16 protein-coding genes and 1 pseudogene are annotated in these 18,651 nt (G+C 57.6%); 15 read left to right on the top strand and 2 right to left on the bottom strand.

The window, feature by feature from the left end; genetic code table 11:
* The first annotated feature begins 20 nt into the window (after positions 1–20).
* The 11 genes from SERRSCBI_RS16270 to SERRSCBI_RS16220 all read left to right on the top strand — a co-directional run bounded on the left by SERRSCBI_RS16270 (position 21) and on the right by SERRSCBI_RS16220 (position 13,232).
* Positions 21–476, top strand: coding sequence for a major tail shaft subunit (locus SERRSCBI_RS16270; RefSeq protein ID WP_033652513.1), 456 nt, complete (start codon positions 21–23; stop codon positions 474–476).
* Positions 477–602: 126 nt separating this feature from the next.
* Complete coding sequence (locus SERRSCBI_RS16265) at positions 603–968, top strand: phage tail protein (RefSeq protein WP_025160180.1); 366 nt, start codon at positions 603–605, stop codon at positions 966–968.
* Positions 969–1,199: 231 nt separating this feature from the next.
* A complete protein-coding gene (locus SERRSCBI_RS16255; RefSeq protein WP_042785076.1) occupies positions 1,200–3,539 on the top strand; it encodes a phage tail tape measure protein in 2,340 nt (779 codons plus the stop codon).
* Entirely contained in the window at positions 3,539–3,877 is a 339-nt protein-coding gene (locus tag SERRSCBI_RS16250) for a phage tail protein (RefSeq protein WP_019453671.1), read from the top strand. Before SERRSCBI_RS16255 ends, SERRSCBI_RS16250 begins: the two co-directional genes overlap by 1 nt.
* A 9-nt stretch (positions 3,878–3,886) precedes the next feature.
* Positions 3,887–4,639, top strand: a complete 753-nt coding sequence (locus SERRSCBI_RS16245) for a phage minor tail protein L (RefSeq protein WP_033639816.1) — start codon at positions 3,887–3,889, stop codon at positions 4,637–4,639.
* Between the two features lie 9 nt (positions 4,640–4,648).
* On the top strand, positions 4,649–5,353 hold the full coding sequence (locus tag SERRSCBI_RS16240) for a C40 family peptidase (RefSeq protein WP_033652515.1): 705 nt from the start codon (positions 4,649–4,651) through the stop codon (positions 5,351–5,353).
* A 37-nt stretch (positions 5,354–5,390) separates the two neighbouring features.
* Positions 5,391–5,723 carry a hypothetical protein gene (locus tag SERRSCBI_RS24800; protein WP_127554718.1) on the top strand — a complete coding sequence of 111 codons (333 nt, stop codon included), beginning with the start codon at positions 5,391–5,393 and terminating at the stop codon, positions 5,721–5,723.
* Positions 5,724–5,843: 120 nt separating this feature from the next.
* On the top strand, positions 5,844–6,362 hold the full coding sequence (locus tag SERRSCBI_RS16235; protein ID WP_369795935.1) for a tail assembly protein: 519 nt from the start codon (positions 5,844–5,846) through the stop codon (positions 6,360–6,362).
* Positions 6,363–6,415: 53 nt separating this feature from the next.
* Positions 6,416–10,003: a DUF1983 domain-containing protein gene (locus tag SERRSCBI_RS16230; RefSeq protein WP_042785074.1), complete on the top strand. Its 3,588-nt coding sequence runs from the start codon at positions 6,416–6,418 to the stop codon at positions 10,001–10,003.
* Between the two features lie 50 nt (positions 10,004–10,053).
* Positions 10,054–11,214, top strand: a complete 1,161-nt coding sequence (locus SERRSCBI_RS16225; protein ID WP_042785073.1) for a tail fiber domain-containing protein — start codon at positions 10,054–10,056, stop codon at positions 11,212–11,214.
* Positions 11,211–13,232, top strand: a complete 2,022-nt coding sequence (locus SERRSCBI_RS16220; RefSeq protein WP_071883568.1) for a prophage tail fiber N-terminal domain-containing protein — start codon at positions 11,211–11,213, stop codon at positions 13,230–13,232. The genes SERRSCBI_RS16225 and SERRSCBI_RS16220 overlap by 4 nt, the downstream gene beginning before the upstream one ends.
* 157 nt (positions 13,233–13,389) lie before the next feature.
* Here the strand turns inward: SERRSCBI_RS16220 and SERRSCBI_RS16215 are convergent, their stop codons facing one another.
* Together SERRSCBI_RS16215 and SERRSCBI_RS16210 are read right to left on the bottom strand one after the other, a co-directional pair.
* On the bottom strand, positions 13,390–13,632 hold the full coding sequence (locus SERRSCBI_RS16215) for a DinI family protein (protein ID WP_042785072.1): 243 nt from the start codon (positions 13,630–13,632) through the stop codon (positions 13,390–13,392).
* Positions 13,633–13,809: 177 nt separating this feature from the next.
* Positions 13,810–14,720 (bottom strand): annotated as a pseudogene (locus SERRSCBI_RS16210) (LysR family transcriptional regulator).
* Between the two features lie 125 nt (positions 14,721–14,845).
* Between SERRSCBI_RS16210 and SERRSCBI_RS16205 the strand changes: the two are divergent.
* Genes SERRSCBI_RS16205 through maiA form a run of 4 tightly spaced genes read left to right on the top strand, consistent with a single transcriptional unit; the run spans position 14,846 to position 18,634 of the window.
* Complete coding sequence (locus SERRSCBI_RS16205; RefSeq protein ID WP_042785071.1) at positions 14,846–16,195, top strand: aromatic acid/H+ symport family MFS transporter; 1,350 nt, start codon at positions 14,846–14,848, stop codon at positions 16,193–16,195.
* Positions 16,196–16,214: 19 nt separating this feature from the next.
* Entirely contained in the window at positions 16,215–17,252 is a 1,038-nt protein-coding gene (gtdA, locus tag SERRSCBI_RS16200; protein ID WP_042785069.1) for a gentisate 1,2-dioxygenase, read from the top strand.
* A gap of 15 nt (positions 17,253–17,267) precedes the next feature.
* Complete coding sequence (locus SERRSCBI_RS16195; RefSeq protein WP_042785068.1) at positions 17,268–17,969, top strand: fumarylacetoacetate hydrolase family protein; 702 nt, start codon at positions 17,268–17,270, stop codon at positions 17,967–17,969.
* Between the two features lie 20 nt (positions 17,970–17,989).
* On the top strand, positions 17,990–18,634 hold the full coding sequence (maiA, locus tag SERRSCBI_RS16190; RefSeq protein WP_033643826.1) for a maleylacetoacetate isomerase: 645 nt from the start codon (positions 17,990–17,992) through the stop codon (positions 18,632–18,634).
* Positions 18,635–18,651: the final 17 nt, after the last annotated feature.

The following is an 18,651-nucleotide window of genomic DNA, read 5'->3' as shown; positions in this document are numbered from 1 at the left end:
CAAAAAGAGAGAGAAAAACTATGGCTGATAAAACTTCGCCAGAATACGCCATGCTGCCTGCCGGCACTATCGTCAAATGGGGCACCGTCGGGGCTGCAACCACGGCCATGAAGGCGCTGACCAACTGTAAAGCGGTAGGTGAAATGGGGCAAACCGGCGGTTTTGTCGATTGCACCACGCTGCTGGATACCGCCAAGCAGTTTATTTCCGACCTGCCGGAAGGCGCGGAGAAATCCATCGGTTTCATCGACGATCCGTCCAACGCCGATTTTGCGGCGCTGCTGAATGCGGCGGACAAGCGCGAAACGGTGCAGTTCTACGTCGAGTTGCCGAACGGCCGCACCTCCACCTCCATCCTGTCGCTGTCCGGCTGGAAAATGAATGAGATTACCGCCCCGGCGAGCGAAGTCATTCAGATTACCGTCCAGGGCAAGCAAAACAGCAACACCTGGGGCACGGTCACCCCGAAAGTGTGACAAACCGACGGTTCGCGCTGGCTTAACGTCTGAGGGTGTTCGGCGCGAACGCTTCCGCCGCGGGCCATGTGGCCTGCGGCAACCCGCTTATGTACAGAGTAAACCGAATTGAACAAGGAAAAACTGATGACAGAGAAATACGATCTGAAAGCGCTGAAAGCGGCGCTGCTGAAATCCGACGACCACGTGATTGAAACGCAGATCTTTGGCGCCAAAGCCTTTATCCGCCGCTTGAAAGCGGCGGAGCTGCAGGAAAATGAAGACGGCATGAAGGCCGCCATCGACAGCGGTGACATGAACAAAGCCGCGCAGCTTAACGTGCAGCTGTTGCTGTCATGCCTGATGACGCCGGACGGCAAACGTATCCCGGCCGGCGCCTTGCCGAGCGTTGACGATCTGCTGGCGGCGCACGATAACCCAACGCTGGTCGAAGCCATCGGTGCCGTCAAGCGCCATGCGGTCGGCAGCCTGGAGGAAGCGGAAAAAAACTGACTGACTCGCCCTGGCTGATGTTGGTGTTCCAACTGGCCGATCGCTGGGGTGAGTCGGATCCTCGCAAGATCGCCGCGATGCCGGCGCACATCCTGAATCACTGGCGGGCATACTTCAAACTGCAAGGCATGACGGCCGATGCGGCGGAGAGTGCCCCCGTTCATCAATCCGGTCAGCCCGCGCAAAGCAGTATTGATATGCAGTGTGCTGACGTTATGCGAGTGCTGGGAAATGGCTGATACCGCACAGTTGGTCGTCGGGTTGCAACTGAATGACACCAACTTTAAAAACAAACTGACGGCGGCTTACCGTACCGCCGGGGAACAATCCGCCAAATTTAACCGCCAGGCTCAGCAGGACGCGAAAAAGACCGACGAGTCCTATCAACGCATCGGCGGCACGCTTGGCGGCCTGGCGGGGAAACTGGCGGGGCTGGCCGGCGTTGAATTGTCGCTGCAGGGCCTCGCCGCCACCTCGCGCCAGTATGGACAGGCGCTCACCGAACTTGCGTCCATCACCGTCGCCGCGACGGCGCAGATGAAGCAGTTGGACGACACGGCTCGCCAGGCGAGCAGCGCCTCCGGCGACGGCGGCAGCCGCGCGGAGGAGATGCTGAAACTGGCCGGCGGCCTGAATGACAGCGCGGCGGCCTGGCGCGATCAGGCGGCGGCGGCGCGCGGGGCGGCTCAGGCGACGGCCGGCGTCGGTTCTGCCTCTCGCGTCGCCAACGTCGCGCTGGGGGCGCTTGGCGGCCCAATCGGTGTCGCCATCCAGGCGGGATTGGGGATGGCATACTTTTATGAGCAAACAATGCAAGCCAAAGAGGCTGCGGTGAGTCTGAAAGATGCTGCGATTCTAACCACGTCAGAGCTTATAAAACTGTCTAGTAAGCAACTTGCCCTGAGAAAGTTAGATCTCAGTGAGCAGCTCGAGGAACAGCTTAGTGAGCGAGATAAGCAGCAGAATTTGTTGAATTACGCAAACGAGAGAATAGAACGAATCCAGAGTAACCCAGGTCGGCTGGGTGACATATTTGGTGTTGAAAAGCAGTTGCAAGCTACGCGGGTGCGTGCAGAAGCGGCTCTCGAGTCAATAGATATCGGGATTCAAAATACTCGCACTAGCATGCAAAATATTGACCAAGCTAACCTTCTTGTTTTGACAGGGGCTGCTCGTCATTTTAATCAGCCAGCAGGTAATATTTTGCCCGCTACTGCAACTGCGCAGGCGCAGTTGATGCCCTCTCCGCCCCCTGCTTATACATTGGATATTGTAAATACAGATAATCTTGGACGTGAGCGACAGCAGGCTCTTGATCAGTACCAACAACTGCGTCAGGAAATCGAGCAGGCGCATCTGAGCAGCCTCGAAAAAATCACCCAGGATGAACAAAGTGCGCAGACCAAGCTGGCGTCAACGGCCAAGGCGGCCGGTGCCGGGCAGGCCGATGTGCAGCGTGCGATGGCGCTGAACGCCGAGAAGTACCAGCGGCAGCGGCAACAGCTCGCTGAACAATACGCGCCAGGGCAGGCGGCGGTGCGCAAAGAGCAGGAGGTTGGCAAGGAGCTGAAGGCGTTGTATGACGGGCGGCTGTTGACCGAACGCGAGTACCACACCGCCAGCCGGATGCAGCAGCAAGAAACGACGCGCCAGCGGTTGAAGGCTGAAACCGATGCGCTTGCCGCGCCGCGTATGAACATTGCCGGTGATGTGGATCCGGTCGCTCGCCTTAACAACCAGCTGGTGCAGCAGCAGGCGCAATACCAGGCTTACTACCAGAAAGGCATTCTGGATAAACAGCGCTATGAACAGCTGATGCAGGTGGCGACGCAAGAATCGTCGGACGCTCAGTATCAGCAGGCGCTAAGTCTGTTCGGCGGGCAGAGCCGCGTGCACAAGATGGCGCTGGGGCTGGTGGACATGACGCGGGAACGGACCTCCGGCATGATGTTCGATCTGCTGACCGGGACGCAAAACTTTAAGCAAAGCATGCTCGGTTTGATGACCTCCATGACGCAGTCCATCATTCAGCAACTGATCGATCTGGCGATGCAGGCGCTGTTGACCAGAACCATTCTTTCCACCTTTATGAATATCGGCAGCGGCTTGCTGGGCGGGGCTGCAAGCGCCGGCGCGGGCGCGGCCGGTTCAGGCGCGATGGGCATGCCGACCGGTTGGCAAGGCTATGTCCCCAACGCCAAAGGCGGCGTATATGCCTCGCCCTCGCTGAGCGCATTCAGCGGCCAGATCGTCAGCAATCCCACGTTGTTCGCGTTCGCCAGAGGCGCCGGCTTGATGGGCGAAGCCGGGCCGGAGGCCATTATGCCGCTCAAACGCGGCGCGGACGGTTCGCTCGGCGTGCGGGCGATCGGCGGCGGCCAGCAGTCTGCGGCGGCGCCGAATGTCTACATCACTATCGAGAACGGCGGCAACGTCAGTTCGCAGGCCGATCCGGGATGGGGCGAGTTCGGTAAACGGATGGGCAATATCGCCGCGCAGGAAAGCCAGAAGGTGATCAACCGCAACCTGATGCCGGGCCAGCCGATTTGGAAAGCAATCAAGGGGATGTAATGGGCATTCAGACATTTGAATTTCCGGCGCGCGTCAATGCCGCCGGCGATATGCGCTTTCGCGTCAGAAAGGCGCAGTTCGGCGACGGCTATGCGCAGGTCTCCGGCGACGGCATTAACCCGATCGTGCGCTCCTGGGATCTGACCTTTGTCGGCAAGTATGACTACATCACGCCGATCATCGTCTTTCTGGAAAATCATCATGGGGTGAAGTCTTTCCAATGGACGCCACCGACGCAGGTTCCCGGCCTCTACCGCTGCGAGGGTTATAAGCCGGTCGCGATGGGCGGGGGCAACTATTCACTGACGGCCACGTTTACCGAGGCTTTTCACGTTTAACCGGGGGAGATGATGCTGAATTCAGATTTGCAAAAGCTGGAGCCGGGCAACCGCATCCGCCTGATTGAGGTGGACGGCACCCGGTTTGGCGCCGATATTCTGCGCTTTCATTGCGATACCCTGCCGTTTACGCCGCAAGAGCTGGCCGCCGCCGGCGGTGATGAAAGCAAACTGCCGGCGAAATCGGTCTGGTGGCAGGGGCTGGAGTACGGCCCGTGGCCGTTTAGCGTTGAAGGGCTGGAGATTTCCGCCGACAGCCAGGGCAACGCGCCCAAGCTGTCGGTCGCCAATATCAACGGCCTGATCAGCGCGCTCTGCCTGCAGTTTGAGGACATGGCGCAGGCTAAGGTGCGGATCCACGACACGCTGGTGCACTACCTTGATGCCCGCAATTTCCCGCAAGGGAACTCTTCGGCCGATCCGCTGCAGGAAAAGCTGCAGGTGTTCTACATCGATCGCAAGGCGACGGAAAGCGACGAAGCGGTGGAGTTCGAACTCTCCAGTCCGGCGGACCTGCGGGGATTGCGCATCCCGACCCGGCAAATCCACAGCCTGTGCACCTGGTGCTCGCGCGGCGGCTATCGCACCGGCAAGGGCTGCGATTACGCCGGTAGCCGTTACTTTGACGACAAGGGCAACCCGGTGGATGACCCGAGCCAGGATCGCTGCGGCGGGCTGTTGAGCGACTGCCAAAAACGCTTTGGCGAGCACGAGCCGCTGCCGTTCGGCGGCTTCCCCGGCGCGGCGTTGATCCGGCAGTAGGGGGCGAGCATGAAAGAAAAAACCGCGGCGGCCATTATGGCCCACGCCAGGGCCGAGTATCCGCGCGAATGTTGCGGTGTGGTGGCGCAAAAGTCCCGCGTGGAGCGCTATTTCCCGTGTCGTAACTTGGCGGACAACCCCACCGAGCAGTTTCATCTGGCGCCGGAAGACTACGTGGCCGCCGCCGAATGGGGCACCATCACCCTCATAGTGCACAGCCACCCGGACGCCACCACGCAGCCGAGTGAACTGGACAAGGCGCAGTGCGACGCGATGGAGTTGCCCTGGGCGATAGCCAGCTGGCCGGAGGGGGATTTGCGCACCATTTTGCCGCGCGGCGAACTGCCGCTGGTGGGCCGCCAGTTCGTGCTGGGGCATACCGACTGTTGGGGGCTGGTCATGAGCTATTTCCGCCAGGAGCACGGCATAACGCTCCAGGATTACCGCGTTGATTACCCGTGGTGGGAGCAGGGTGAAAACCGCTATCTGGAAAACTGGCATGCCTGTGGCTTTCGCGAGTTCGATGGCCCGCCGCAGCCGGGGGACATGGCGATCATGCAGGTTTCGGCGCCGGTGGCCAACCACGCCGGCATTCTGTTGGCAGATGGCCTGTTGCTGCACCATATGTACGGCATGCTCAGCCAGCGGGTGCCTTACGGTGGGTATTGGAAAGAACGAACGGTGAAGGTGTTGCGCTACAAAGCCCTGATGTGATGCTATCATTCCACTTTTCAGCTTAAGGAAAAGGGTAATGAAGAAGATTTTATTAATTATGGCTCTGTTTATTTCTGGGTGTAATACGGTAAGCAGTTTGAAAGAGAGTACTCCCATTGCTTCGGGGAACTCGAAAAAATCGGAACAGGCGTTCGTCTATTGTGTGATCGCTGAGTGGAATAAGCATTCATATTTGCAACCGATGATCACTCAACCATTACCGGATGGACATTCGCTACAGTTTAACGATCCCTGGCGTGGTCCCGTATTCATCCTTGATGTTGTCAGTAATAGTGAAGGTAGCAGTTATCGCTTATATAGAAGTAAAGAAATAGATTTCTATGAGCAGGCTATCACGCAATGTAAATGACCTGCTTCGGCAGGTTTTTTTTATGGTGGCATTATGTCTTTTATCGATATTCCTCTAAGAACTGTCCGGTTTCATGGTCCGATGATTCAGTTGTTTGGCCGGGAGTTTAAATACCGGGCCATGACTGTTACCAAAGCCATTGATGCAATGAAGAACTTGTTACCCGGCTTCGAGCGCTACATGCTGGAGGCGCACAAACGCGGCCTGACATTTTCTATTTTCGTTGGTAAACGCAATGTCCGGCAGGATGAGCTAGAGCTCACCAAAGGGTCGGAAGATATTCACCTTGTTCCCGTCGTGATTGGGAGCAAGCGAGCTGGGCTGTTTCAAACAATTCTTGGGGCTGCATTAGTGGCTTTGTCCATTTGGAATCCTGCCCTTTTAGGTATGTCGACAGCCGTTGCACAAGGTATTGGTGTTGCTGGCGCTTCCCTTGCCCTCGGCGGTGTCGTCCAAATGCTTTCCCCGCAAATGGGCGGGCTGCGCATGCGGCAAGGCCCGGAAAATAAACCGAGCTATGCCTTTGGCGGGCCGGTCAACACCACGGCGCAGGGCAACCCCGTCGGCGTGCTGTACGGCACGCGTGAAATTGGCGGGGCGATTATCTCCGCAGGTATTTATACCGAAGACCAGCAATAACGACATCCGTTTGAACAGACAGCCGCAATAGCGGCTTTTTTTATGGGCGAAATATGGCACAGAACATGATCCGTGGGCGAAAAGGCGGCGGCGGTGGCGGCCACACGCCGGTAGAATCGCCGGACAGCATTCAGTCGATCGCCAGAGCGAAGATGCTGTTCGCATTAGGCGAAGGGGAATTTGCCGGCGGGCTGGATGGCACAAACATTTTTGTTGACGGTACGCCGGTACTGAACATCGACGGCACGGAAAACTTTCCCGGTTTCCGCTGGGAGTTCCGCCCTGGCTCGCAGGCGCAGGAATATATCCAGGGCATTCCCGCCGTTGAAAATGAGATCTCGGTCGGCAGCGAACTGAAAAGCGGCGCGCCGTGGGTGCGCTCCGTCTCGAACCTGCAACTTTCCGCCGTCCGCCTGCGCCTGGGTTGGCCTATGCTGCAAAAACAGGCGGACAACGGCGACGTCAACGGCTATCGCATCGAGTACGCCATCGACGTGGCGACCGACGGCGGCAGCTACCAGGAGGTGCTAACGGCGGCGATCGACGATAAAACCACCTCGCTGTATGAACGCTCGCACCGCATCAATTTGCCGAAGGCCACCACGGGATGGCAGCTGCGCGTGCGCCGGTTGACGCCTAACGCCAACAGCGCCCGGATCGCCGACCGGATGAACATCGAGGCGCTGACCGAAATCATCGACGCCAAGCTGCGCTACCCGAACACTGCGCTGCTTTACGTGGAGTTTGATTCAAAGCAGTTCCCCAACATCCCGAAGATCAGCTGCAAACCGCGCGGCCGCCTGATCCGCGTGCCGGACAACTACGATCCGCAAACGCGCAGTTATACCGGCCTCTGGAGCGGCGGCTTTAAGTGGGCCTACAGCGATAACCCGGCGTGGGTGTTTTACGACATTATTTTGGCCGAGCGCTTTGGCCTGGGCGATCGCATCGACGCCTCCCAGGTCTCCGAGTCCGAACTGTACCGCATCGCGCAGTATTGCGATCAGCCGGTGCCGGACGGGCGCGGCGGCGAGGGCATGGAGCCGCGTTTCACCTGCAACGTTTATCTGCAGTCGCGGGAAGAGGCCTGGACGGTGCTGAGCGATTTGGCCGGCATTTTCCGCGGTATGACCTATTGGGGACAAAACCAAATGGTCGCCCTGGCGGACATGCCGCGCGATATGGACTTCACCTACACCCGCGCCAACGTGATCGACGGCAAGTTTACCTACTCATCCGCCAGCGAACGCACCCGCTACAGTACGGCGATGGTCAGCTGGTCCGATCCGGGCAACCATTACGCCGATGCGATAGAGGCGGTATTCGACAGCGATCTGGTGCGCCGCTACGACGTGAACCAGACCGAGCTGACGGCTATCGGCTGCACCACGCCGAGCGAAGCGAACCGCCGCGGCCGCTGGGCGCTGTTGACTAACAGCAAGGATCGTACGGTCAGCTTTTCCGTGGGGCTGGACGGCATGATCCCCATGCCGGGGCATATCGTCGGCGTGGCAGACCAGATGCTGGCCGGGCGGGTGATTGGCGGGCGCCTCAGCGGCGTGGACGGCCGTAAACTGACGCTGGACAGGACGCCGGGCGCCAAAGCCGGCGATCGCCTGATCGTCAACCTGCCTTCCGGCCGGGCGCAGGCGCGCACCGTGCAGGCGGTGAATGAACGCGTAGTGACCGTCACCACGGCCTACAGCGAGACGCCGGCGCCGGAAGCGGCCTGGTCCATCGACGCGGACGACCTGGCGGTGCAGCTTTACCGCGTGGTGGGTATCGCCGACAACGGCGACAACACCTATACCGTCAACGCGGCGGAACACGATCCGAACAAGTACGCCCGCATCGATACCGGCGCGCGTATCGACGATCGTCCGATCTCCATCATTCCGCCCGGCGTGCAGGCGCCGCCGAAGAACATCATCATCGACAGCTACTCCTTGGTGAGCCAGGGTATCGCCATTACCACCCTGCGCGCCGCCTGGGGCGCGGTTGAAAATGCCATCGCCTATGAGGCGGAATGGCGCAAAGATAACGGCAACTGGGTGTCGGTGCCGCGCACCTCGGCGCTCGGCTTCGAGGTGCCGGGGATTTACGCCGGTCGTTATCGGGTGCGGGTGCGAGCCATCAACGCCAGTGACGTATCGTCTATTTGGGCGACGTCGATGGAAACCTACCTCAAGGGCAAAGAGGGTAAACCGCCGATACCGGTTGGCTTCAAGGCATCGCCTTTGCTGTGGGGCATCCAGCTCGACTGGGCGTTCCCTGGCGGCGCTGAAGATACGCTCAAGACCGAAATTCAGTATGCGGACAACGCCGCCGGAAATAACGCGATGCTGCTGGCCGATATCCCGTACCCGCTGCACACCCACGCCATGACAGGGTTGAAGGCGGGGCAGGAGTTCTGGTTCCGCGCGCGGTTGCAAGACCGCACCGGCAATCAGGGCGACTGGACAGGCTGGACCGCTGGGCAGGCGAACGCGGACGCCGGCGATTATCTCGAGAACATCGGCGACGATCTCCTGACCGCGAAAGACGGCGAGCGGCTGGTGGGCGATATCGACACCAACATCGACGCTATCTTGCAGAATGCGCTGGCCAACAACGCGACGGTGGATCACCAATGGGCGCAGTACGGTACGGTGCGCGCCGATATCATGGTGGTGAAAACCACCATCGCGGAGGTCGATCGCGGGCTGGCCGAGATGAAAACCCAGGTGCAGGCGCAGATTGACGACGTGGCGGCGGTGCTGGAAGACAAACTGACGGCGACGGTAGACGCCGACGGCGCCACGGCCATCCATACGTTGAAAGCGGGCGTGCGGGTGAACGGCACCTTCTACAACGCCGGCATGTCGATCGCGGTATTGGCGGAAAACGGCAGGCCGGTCACCACCCGCGTGGGCTTTAACGCCAACCAGTTCGTGCTGATGAGCGGCAACAACAGCAATCAGTATTCACCGTTTGCCGTGGTGGATGGGCAGGTGTTTATTAGCGACGCGTTTATTCGCAATGGTACTATCGATAGCGCAAAGATCGCACAGCATATCCAGTCTTCTAATTGGGTAAGTGGGCAGCGTGGCTGGGCGATAAATAAAGATGGCGGGGCACAATTCAATAACATTAGCGCCCGTGGAGCGATATATGCCGACACTGGTGAGTTTAAAAATGGCGTGATTGGCAATTGCCGGATCCTTGAGAATTGCTCCATTGAGGGAAAACTTTCCGCCGCGAATATCGAAGGCGCGATCATGGATGGCTCGATGTTAAGCTGGACGGGTTATCATACTAATGCGAGTCGGTTATTACGCTTTGGCGGTAATAATGTTATTCCCGTTCGTGTCTTTGGACAGATTCAAATTAAAAGAAGTGGACGAGGCTATCCTCACGGTTATGGCGGGGTTAGGCAAAACACAACCGGCGGAGGCTATATGCCAGAGGTTTCCGTTAGTTCCAGTTCTAGTAGCGGGCAACCTTCAGTATCCATCGTTTATATCGATACATTAATTGGAAAGTCTTCGACTGCCTTTTGGCAGCTTGCCGCAGGAGAGCTTGACCAAGGACAATCGCACTCAACGACTTTTATTGTGAACATCTTTGCCACTCCGCAATATACAGCCTTTGGGCTGGAGTAACCATCATCTCCGTAACGAGGTTTTTATCAGGCTAATTCAGGAGGATATTTATGCCAGCAGGCACTCTTACCCTAACAAATAATTCCACAATAGTAAAAGGTACCGGAACGGCCTTTAATACCGAGCTGAAAGCCGGTGATTTCATCGTGAGCGTGGTCGGCGGCGTAACCTATACGCTGCCGGTTAAAACCGTTGATAATGCTACGCAGGCAACGCTGGTTAAAGCCTATGACGGCTCGACTCAGGTCGGTGTTGCCTGGAATGCTGTACCGCGCGATGCAATGAACGCCATCACTGCCCAGCTGGCTGCCGAGACGGCGAAAGCCCTGCGTGGGTTGAATTCCGATAAAGAGAATTGGCAGCAGGTCTTCAGCGGCAGCGGAAATATTACGGTAACGCTCCCTGATGGCAGCACCTATACCGGTCCAGCCTGGAATAATATTGCAGATTCACTCAATAATAAATTAGACAAGACGATTAGCGCTGCCCAGGAAATTAAAGGTTCACTGTCTTTACAGGGTTCTTTGGTGACAGGGCAAACGGCAAACCTTGACGTGGGGGGATATTCACGCTTCCGTAAGTCAACGACATTTGATGATACCATGATGGGGCGAAATGGGATTCATTTGAACTCTGGTGATACGGGGTCGTCTAATGTCCGTGCTGAAAAGACGTTTACTAGATCTACCGGAACTGTAGATGGCCCGACATTACTATCGGTTATGACAACTGCAGGTGGTGTTGTCACAGCTATGCAAATGTTTTGTCGCCGTGAAATTGGTGTAACTGATTATGGTGCGATTTCATTTAAGGATTATGCCAATGTTTGGCATGAGGTTCGTCTACAGAATAACGGAGACTTTAATAACTTAACTGGAAATTGGGTGACCGGCTCAGATCTTAGAATTAAAACTGAAGTAAAAGAAATTGAAGATCCCATAACACTCATTCGTGGTCTAAAACTCTATACCGGCAAGCGCGATGGCAAGCCCTTTATCGGTGGTATCGCACAAGAAATTGAAAAGAAGCTTCCTCAGGTTGTTGCTGAAGGTGGTTCTTTAGAGTTGCAAAATGGCGAAACCGTTACTCGAGTAAAATCCGTCGATTATTCAACGTTGGGATATGTGGCCTTGGCTGCCTTGAATCAGGCTCTGGATAGAATCGATCGCCAGGATGAATTAATCAAAGAACTCATGGAGAAAGTGCAATGACTTTAATCAGCGGCGTATTAAAAGGGCCTTATGGCGATCCTCGTTCCGGCGTAACCATTACCATGCGCGCAGTCAGAACCTCGTCAACGGTATTGAGCCTGGCTAAATCACAATCGGTGACGGATGACAGCGGTAAATACGCTCTATCCGTGGAGCCGGGCGCTTACGAGGTTATCATCTCTGTCTATGGCGCACAGCCGGAACGGGTGGGGGCTATCGAGGTGTATAGCGATTCCTTGCCCGGCACGCTCAATGATTTCCTGAGCCGGCCAGGGGAAAGCGATATCACGCCGGAGATTGTGCAAACCGTCGATCGTTTGCGTGCAGAGGCGGCCGCCTCCGCAGGCAAGGCTTCTTCCTCCGCTGCGGCGGCGAAAACCAGCGAGCAAAATGCGGCGAAGAGCGCCGCACAGGTGGTGACCGCCTTTGATAATGTGCGGTTCAAGTTCCCGGAAAACAACACCAATATCGCCACTTGGTTCCTGTTGGGGCAGTTTAAAAATGTGGGGCAAAATGGTGTCGGGATCGCGCTCAATTTCTACGGTTCGAACGGCTATAACGGATTTGTTTATAACGCTGGCCTGTCACGCCTGATGCTGAGGACGGGTAATCTTGGCGCCAGCGATACGACCAATAAGGCCAATCGTATCGGCGGCACCTTTCTTAACGATACCGGAACGGCGATCTTGGATATTCAGGTTATTGAATCCAGTCGCGATAATTATGATATCTATGTGAAAGTGAATACTTTCACCATCAACTGCTGGTATACGGTTGAGCAAATCACCTACGCGAACGCGGCCGGCTTGCGCTGGGAGCATAAGGCGGTAAAGCAATCGGTGGAACCGAGCGGGGTGATGAAAATTGATATGCGCACGGGCGTTTCGTTTTCGCAATCCCAGGCGTTACCCGATTATGCTACTGTCGCCCAATCTGCTATCGGTGGTTTTGGTACCGGACCAATTCATACCGAGGATGCATTTGCGAAGGATAATAAATCCTCCATTCAGCGCTACACGGTAGCGACGGCCAATCGGCCGGGCAACGTGTCTGGGGGCATATTAACGTTGCCGGTGGATGGCGGGCCATCTTGCGCGTATTTTGCCACATCGGTTTCGCGGCAGGCTTGGGTGGGGAGTTCATCTACCGCATTGCCTTCGACTATCACCTGGTCGCGGTTATTTAGCTCGTCCGATCAACCCACCGTCGCGGATATTGCAAACCTGAAAGATTGGGGCTTGAGTAAAGGTGCTACCGCCGCAAGCAAAGGCAATTTCAATGCGCAAATGCAGAGCCGACGGGGTTATGTGAGCACAGATCCCATTGGCAATCCCTTCAAAGATGTCGGCACTCACTTTCTCGATACGCGATCGTGGGCGGTGACGCAGGCGGGAACCGACGACAGTTACCGTACGGTGCAAACCTGTTACGGCTATGGTGTAAGTGCGGCGCAATCGGGGAAAATTGCCGTGCGCAGCTGGAATGGCGCTACGTTTACCCCCTGGGTTTGGATGTGGTCGGAAGCCAACACCACCGTTGACGCCAACGGCTTTATCAAGAAAGCCTCGCCGATCGCCAGATTATCCGCGGCGCCGCAGCATATGCAAGCGGACTATCTGGACGGCGGCTTTGATTTGGCCGGCTATGTCGCCGTTAATGGCGAAGCGGCCGGGGTGAGCGCGGAACGAATCGCTACCGGACTTTATCAGCTGAATGGATCGCTGGGGTTGGCAAAGGAGGGCTGGACTATCGAAGTGCCGCAGGACGTGAACGGCAACCGCCTGTGCTTTGTGGAAACCGCCACCGATAACGACGGCGTCATTACGGTGAAAATCAGCAAACGTCGTTTTGACATCGATACCGCGACGGTCGTGGCCGGCGAAGCGATGGATATCCCTGAGGGGCGCTGGATCGATCTGCGCCTCGCCATGCCGGTGCGTGAAGAGGTGGAAGTGTTGCCGCCGGAGGCGCTGGTGTTAAACGATGACACGCCATCGGAAACCAACGCGGTTTCATAAACTCGAATGGATGCCAGGTAAATAATGCCGGTGCAGTCGGTTTCAGGTATCTGCGCCGGCATCATCGCCGCCAGGCTCGGGCAGAGTCACTGCCCGTTCCGCTATGCAGGGTTCCCGCTGAGTGGGAGTTCGCCCCTGCGAATAACGTTCTTTCCCGTCAAATATCAGTGACCAGCCACTGATCCGCTTCTTCGAACATCTCTTCCAACATCCGGTTCAGCTTTTCGCGATCGCTTTTGCTGGCGTCGGAGTTCAGGCCGTTGGCCTGCATCGGTTTCACGCGCACTTCCGCCTCCGGGAACAGCACATGCACGCGTTTTTCCAGCTCGCTGCGAATAATCTCGGCGGCGTTGGGCAGCCCAGCGACGTTGCGTTTGTCGTATACCAATTCTACAAACATGACTCACCTGTAAACACTGATTTAATGTACAGTATTCTGGCCTGAGCCGCTCGGGTTGGCAAGAGGGGGGACGGAATTTTGCATGATGCGATCATTCTTGCTTGCGCGGCGTGCGGTAAAGCCCGCCGCTGAATCCCCGTTCTGCGAGAAAAGGGAGCCGTCGCGTTAAGGCGATTTTTATCTGGCCTGCGTCAGCAGCTGCAAAAAGCGGCTCAGCGCGGCAAAAGGCGGCTCGCTGTTGCGCCAGAAAACACCCACGCTGCCTTTCTGCTCAATCTTCGGCAGGTTCAGGATCGCCAGTTGCCCCTGGCTGGCATAACGCTGCGCCAGCCGTAGTGAAAGAATGGAGATCATGTCGCTGCTTTGCAGCAGGTTGGTGCTGACGTTCATCGATGCCGATTCAACCGTGTTTTCAGGCAGCATCACGCCGTTATCTGCCAACGCATTATCGATGCTGAGGCGGATTGGCGTGCCGGTCGGCCAGACTATCCAGCGCCAGTGGGTGAGATCGTGCCAGGTGAGGGAGGCGGATTTTGCCAGCGGATGGTGAGGGCGGGCAACGAAGCATACCGGTTCGGTGTAGAGCACTTGATAGTTGAGCGGCAGCTGCAGCGCCCGCCCCCGACGCGGCCCACGACGACATCCACCGCGCCCGCGAGCAGATCGTGCAGCAGTGGGGTCATCACCTTTTCCTCAATATTGAGATGCAGCGTCGGCATTTCCTGCAGCAGGCTCAATATGGCCTGTGAAACGCAGTCGGTCGCCACCGGCGAGCAGCCGATTTTCAGGCTTCCCACCAGCCCGCCTTGCTTAAAGCGGGCGATTTCAGACTGCGAACGCTCCAGATCATTGATCAAACGCTGCGCATGCTGAAGCAGCAATTTCCCCCCCTCGGAGGGGCGTAGCCCTTTGCTATGCCGCTCAAAGAGCGTGAGCCCAATCTCATCTTCGAGCTGCGACAACCATTTTGACAGAGCGGGTTGGGAGATGTTCATCATCCGCGCAACGTGGGTCAGATTTCCCTGTTCACCCAATGCCACCAACATTTGCAGATGGTGCAGCTTCAATTTCTGCGCCCAGTTCGCCATTTGTTATAACCCTCCGGTTATGTCTCCGCCCGAAAAGCCATTGTACATTTTATCGCTAAAGATACAAATTCGTAACATACCTAAAACAACACAGACATCTCCCTACCTGCTGCGAGGCGCTCACTATGACTCAACGGCGTGATTTACAAGCACTGATCGACGCAGCCCCTATCGGCAAGACGCAGTGGCGCGTCATTCTCTGCTGCTTTTTGGTGGTGATGCTCGATGGTTTTGACACCGCGGCCATTGGTTTCATCGCGCCCGACATCCGTGCCCAGTGGCAGCTGTCCGCCGGTGAGCTGGCGCCGCTGTTTGGCGCGGGGCTGCTGGGGTTGACGGCGGGCGCGCTGCTTTGCGGTCCGCTCTCTGACCGCTTTGGCCGCAAGCGCGTTATCGAACTCTGCGTGGCGCTGTTTGGCGCGCTGAGCCTGATTTCGGCCTTCTCCCCCGATCTGCAAACGCTGGTCGTTTTGCGTTTTCTCACCGGCCTGGGCCTGGGGGGCGCGATGCCGAACACCATCACGATGACCTCTGAATATCTGCCCGCTCGCCGCCGTGGCGCGCTGGTCACGCTGATGTTCTGCGGTTTCACGCTCGGTTCGGCCCTGGGCGGGATCGTCAGCGCCCAACTGGTGCCGAGGGTGGGGTGGTCCGGCATTTTGGTGCTCGGCGGCGTCTTGCCGTTGATGCTCTTTGCGGCGCTGCTGTTTGCCCTGCCGGAATCCCCGCGCTGGCAGGTTCGCCGCCAACTGCCGCAAAAGGTGATTGCCAAAACGGTCAGCGCCATGACTGGCGAGTGCGATGAAGAAACCCATTTTTATCTGAACGAAGCCGCCACGGCGGCCAAAGGCAGCATCAGCCCGCTGTTCGCCGGCCGCCAGTTGCGCATCACCCTCATGCTCTGGGCGGTTTTTTTCATGAGCATGCTGATCATCTACCTGCTCTCCAGCTGGATGCCGACGCTGCTTAACCACCGCGGTATTGATCTGCGGCATGCCTCCTGGGTAACCGCCGCTTTCCAGATAGGCGGCACGGTGGGCGCGCTGGGGCTGGGCGTGTTGATGGACAAATGCAATCCCTTCCGGGTGTTGGCGGTGAGCTACGCCTTGGGCGCCGTGTGTATCGTCATGATTGGCCTGAGCGAGAACGGCCTGTGGCAAATGGCGCTGGCCATCTTCGGCACCGGCATCGGCATCAGCGGGTCGCAGGTCGGGCTGAATGCTTTGACCGCCACGCTCTATCCGACGCAAAGCCGGGCGACGGGCGTCAGCTGGTCCAATGCCATTGGCCGCTGCGGCGCGATTGTCGGCTCGCTTTCCGGCGGCGTGATGATGGCGATGAATTTCTCATTCGATACGCTATTTTTCATTATTGCCCTTCCGGCGGCGCTCAGTACGGTGATGTTAATGCTGTTGACGGCTGTCGTTCGTCTGTCTGCCCCAGCCCCTGACACGTTGCCTCGCGCAGCGTCGTGAATGAAAAAGGAGAATCCCTATGCCTGAACGCCATCAGGATGTTAACCCCAGCCGCCAGCAGTTTTACCGGCAGATTTCCGGGCAGAACCTGACCCCGTTGTGGGAGTCGCTGCACCATCTGGTACCGTCAACGCCGAATGCAAACTGCGCCCCGGCTTACTGGAACTATCAGGAGATTCGCCCGCACCTGCTGGCCAGCGGCGAGTTGATTGGCACCAAAGAAGCAGTGCGCCGCGTGCTGGTGCTGGAAAACCCGATGTTGCGCGGACAAGCCGCCATCACCCCGACGCTGTACGCCGGATTGCAGTTGATCATGCCGGGCGAAATTGCGCCGAGCCATCGCCATAATCAGTCCGCGTTGCGTTTTATCGTCGAAGGGAAAGGGGCGTTTACCGCCGTTGACGGCGAACGAACGCAAATGCATGAAGGCGACTTCATTTTGACGCCGCAGTGGCGCTGGCACGATCACGGCAATCCCGGCGCTGAGCCGGTGGTATGGCTGGACGGGCTGGATTTGCCGCTGGTGAATCTGCTGGGCTGCGGTTTCGCGGAAGACTATCCGCAAGAACAGCAGCCCGTGACGCGCCGGGAGGGGGACTATTTACCGCGTTATGCGGCCAATATGCTGCCGCTGCGCCATCAGAAAGGCAACTCATCGCCCATTTTCAACTACCGCTACGATCGCAGCCGCGAAACGCTGTACGACCTCACCCGCATGGGGGACGCCGACGAGTGGGACGGCTACAAGATGCGCTACGTCAATCCGGTGACCGGCGGCTATCCCATGCCCTCGATGGGCGCCTTCCTGCAACTGTTGCCGAAAGGCTTTTCCTCACGAAAAGCGCGCACCACGGACAGCACCCTCTACCACGTGGTGGAAGGGCGCGGCCAGGTCAGCATCGGCAACGAAACCCTTCACTTTTCGGCAAAAGATATCTTTGTGGCGCCGACCTGGTTCGACGTGTCGTTTCAGGCGCATGAAGACACCGTGTTATTCAGTTTTTCGGACCGGCCGGTTCAGGAAGCCCTGGGGCTGTTCCGTGAAGCACGTTATTAATTTGGGAGAGACAAAATGACGCAATACGTATTTGCACCGCCAGCCCCCGTGACTGTTCCTGTCGTGGGGAGTGATAAACAGTTCCCCGTGCACCGTGTCTACTGCGTCGGGCGCAACTATGCCGCCCATGCTCGCGAAATGGGCTTTGATCCGGATCGTGAGCCGCCGTTCTTCTTCTGCAAGCCTGCCGATGCGGTGGTGCCGGTGGCGGCCGGCGAAACGCTGGCGCTGCCGTATCCGGCGCAAACGGACAACTATCACTACGAAATCGAACTGGTGGTGGCGATTGGTAAATGGGGGAGCGATATTCCGTTGGAAAACGCGCATGAATATATCTGGGGATATGCCACGGGCCTGGATATGACCCGCCGCGATCGGCAGATGGACATGCGTCAAATGGGGCGCCCATGGGAAATCGGTAAGTCGTTCGATCTCTCTGCGCCCATCGCGCCACTGCATAAAGCCGGCGACAGCGCAGACGTCAACCATGCGCCTATCTGGCTGCAGGTCAATGGCAGCGATCGTCAGCGCAGCGACATCCGTCATCTGATCTGGTCGGTGAATGAAACCATCAGCTATCTGTCCGGCTTTTTTGAGCTGCAGCCCGGCGATCTGATTTTTACCGGCACGCCGGAAGGGGTGGGGGCGGTGGTGAAAGGCGATGTGATTACCGGGAATGTAGAGGGGCTTACCCCTATCGCCGTGAAGATTGTCTGAGGCTGATTCTGAGGTGAATGATGAAGCTGTACAGTTTTTTTAATAGCTCTGCGTCCTACCGCGTGCGCATTGCGCTGGCGCTGAAAGGTATCCATTACCAGACGGTGGGCGTCAATATTCGCATCGGGCAGCAGAATGAGCTGGCTTATCGGCGTATGAACCCGGTCGGGCTGGTGCCGACGCTGCTCACGGACGACGGCGAGTCTCTCAGCCAGTCGCTGGCGATTACCGACTGGCTGGATCGCCATTTCCCCCAGTCGCCGCTGTTGCCGACGGCCGATCCGGCGCGCAGCCGGGTACTGGAAATCGTTTATGTCATCGCTTGCGATATTCACCCGGTCAATAACCTACGGGTGTTACGCTACCTGAGTGAAGAGCTGAAGGTGAGTGAGGAAGAGAAAAAACGCTGGTATGCGCACTGGATCCGGCAAGGGCTGAGCGCCGTGGAACAGCTGTTGCTCCAGAGGCCGCCAGGGCCCTTCTGCGTTGGCGACAGCCCGACGTTGGCAGATTGCTGTCTGATCCCTCAGTGGGCGAATGCCCTGCGGATGGGGTGCGATCTGAGCGGGTACCCGCGCTGTAAAGCGATTTACGACGCCTGTACTCAGCTACCGGCGTTCATCGCCGCAGCGCCCGAAAACCAACAAGACAAAATCTCAGCCTGAGCCTGGTAAAGAGAAAG

It is taken from the genome of Serratia sp. SCBI (assembly GCF_000747565.1).
Taxonomy (GTDB): Bacteria; Pseudomonadota; Gammaproteobacteria; order Enterobacterales; family Enterobacteriaceae; genus Serratia; species Serratia ureilytica.
The sequence above is the reverse complement of the archived record's forward strand: the minus strand, read 5'-3'. Positions and strand labels throughout refer to the sequence as shown.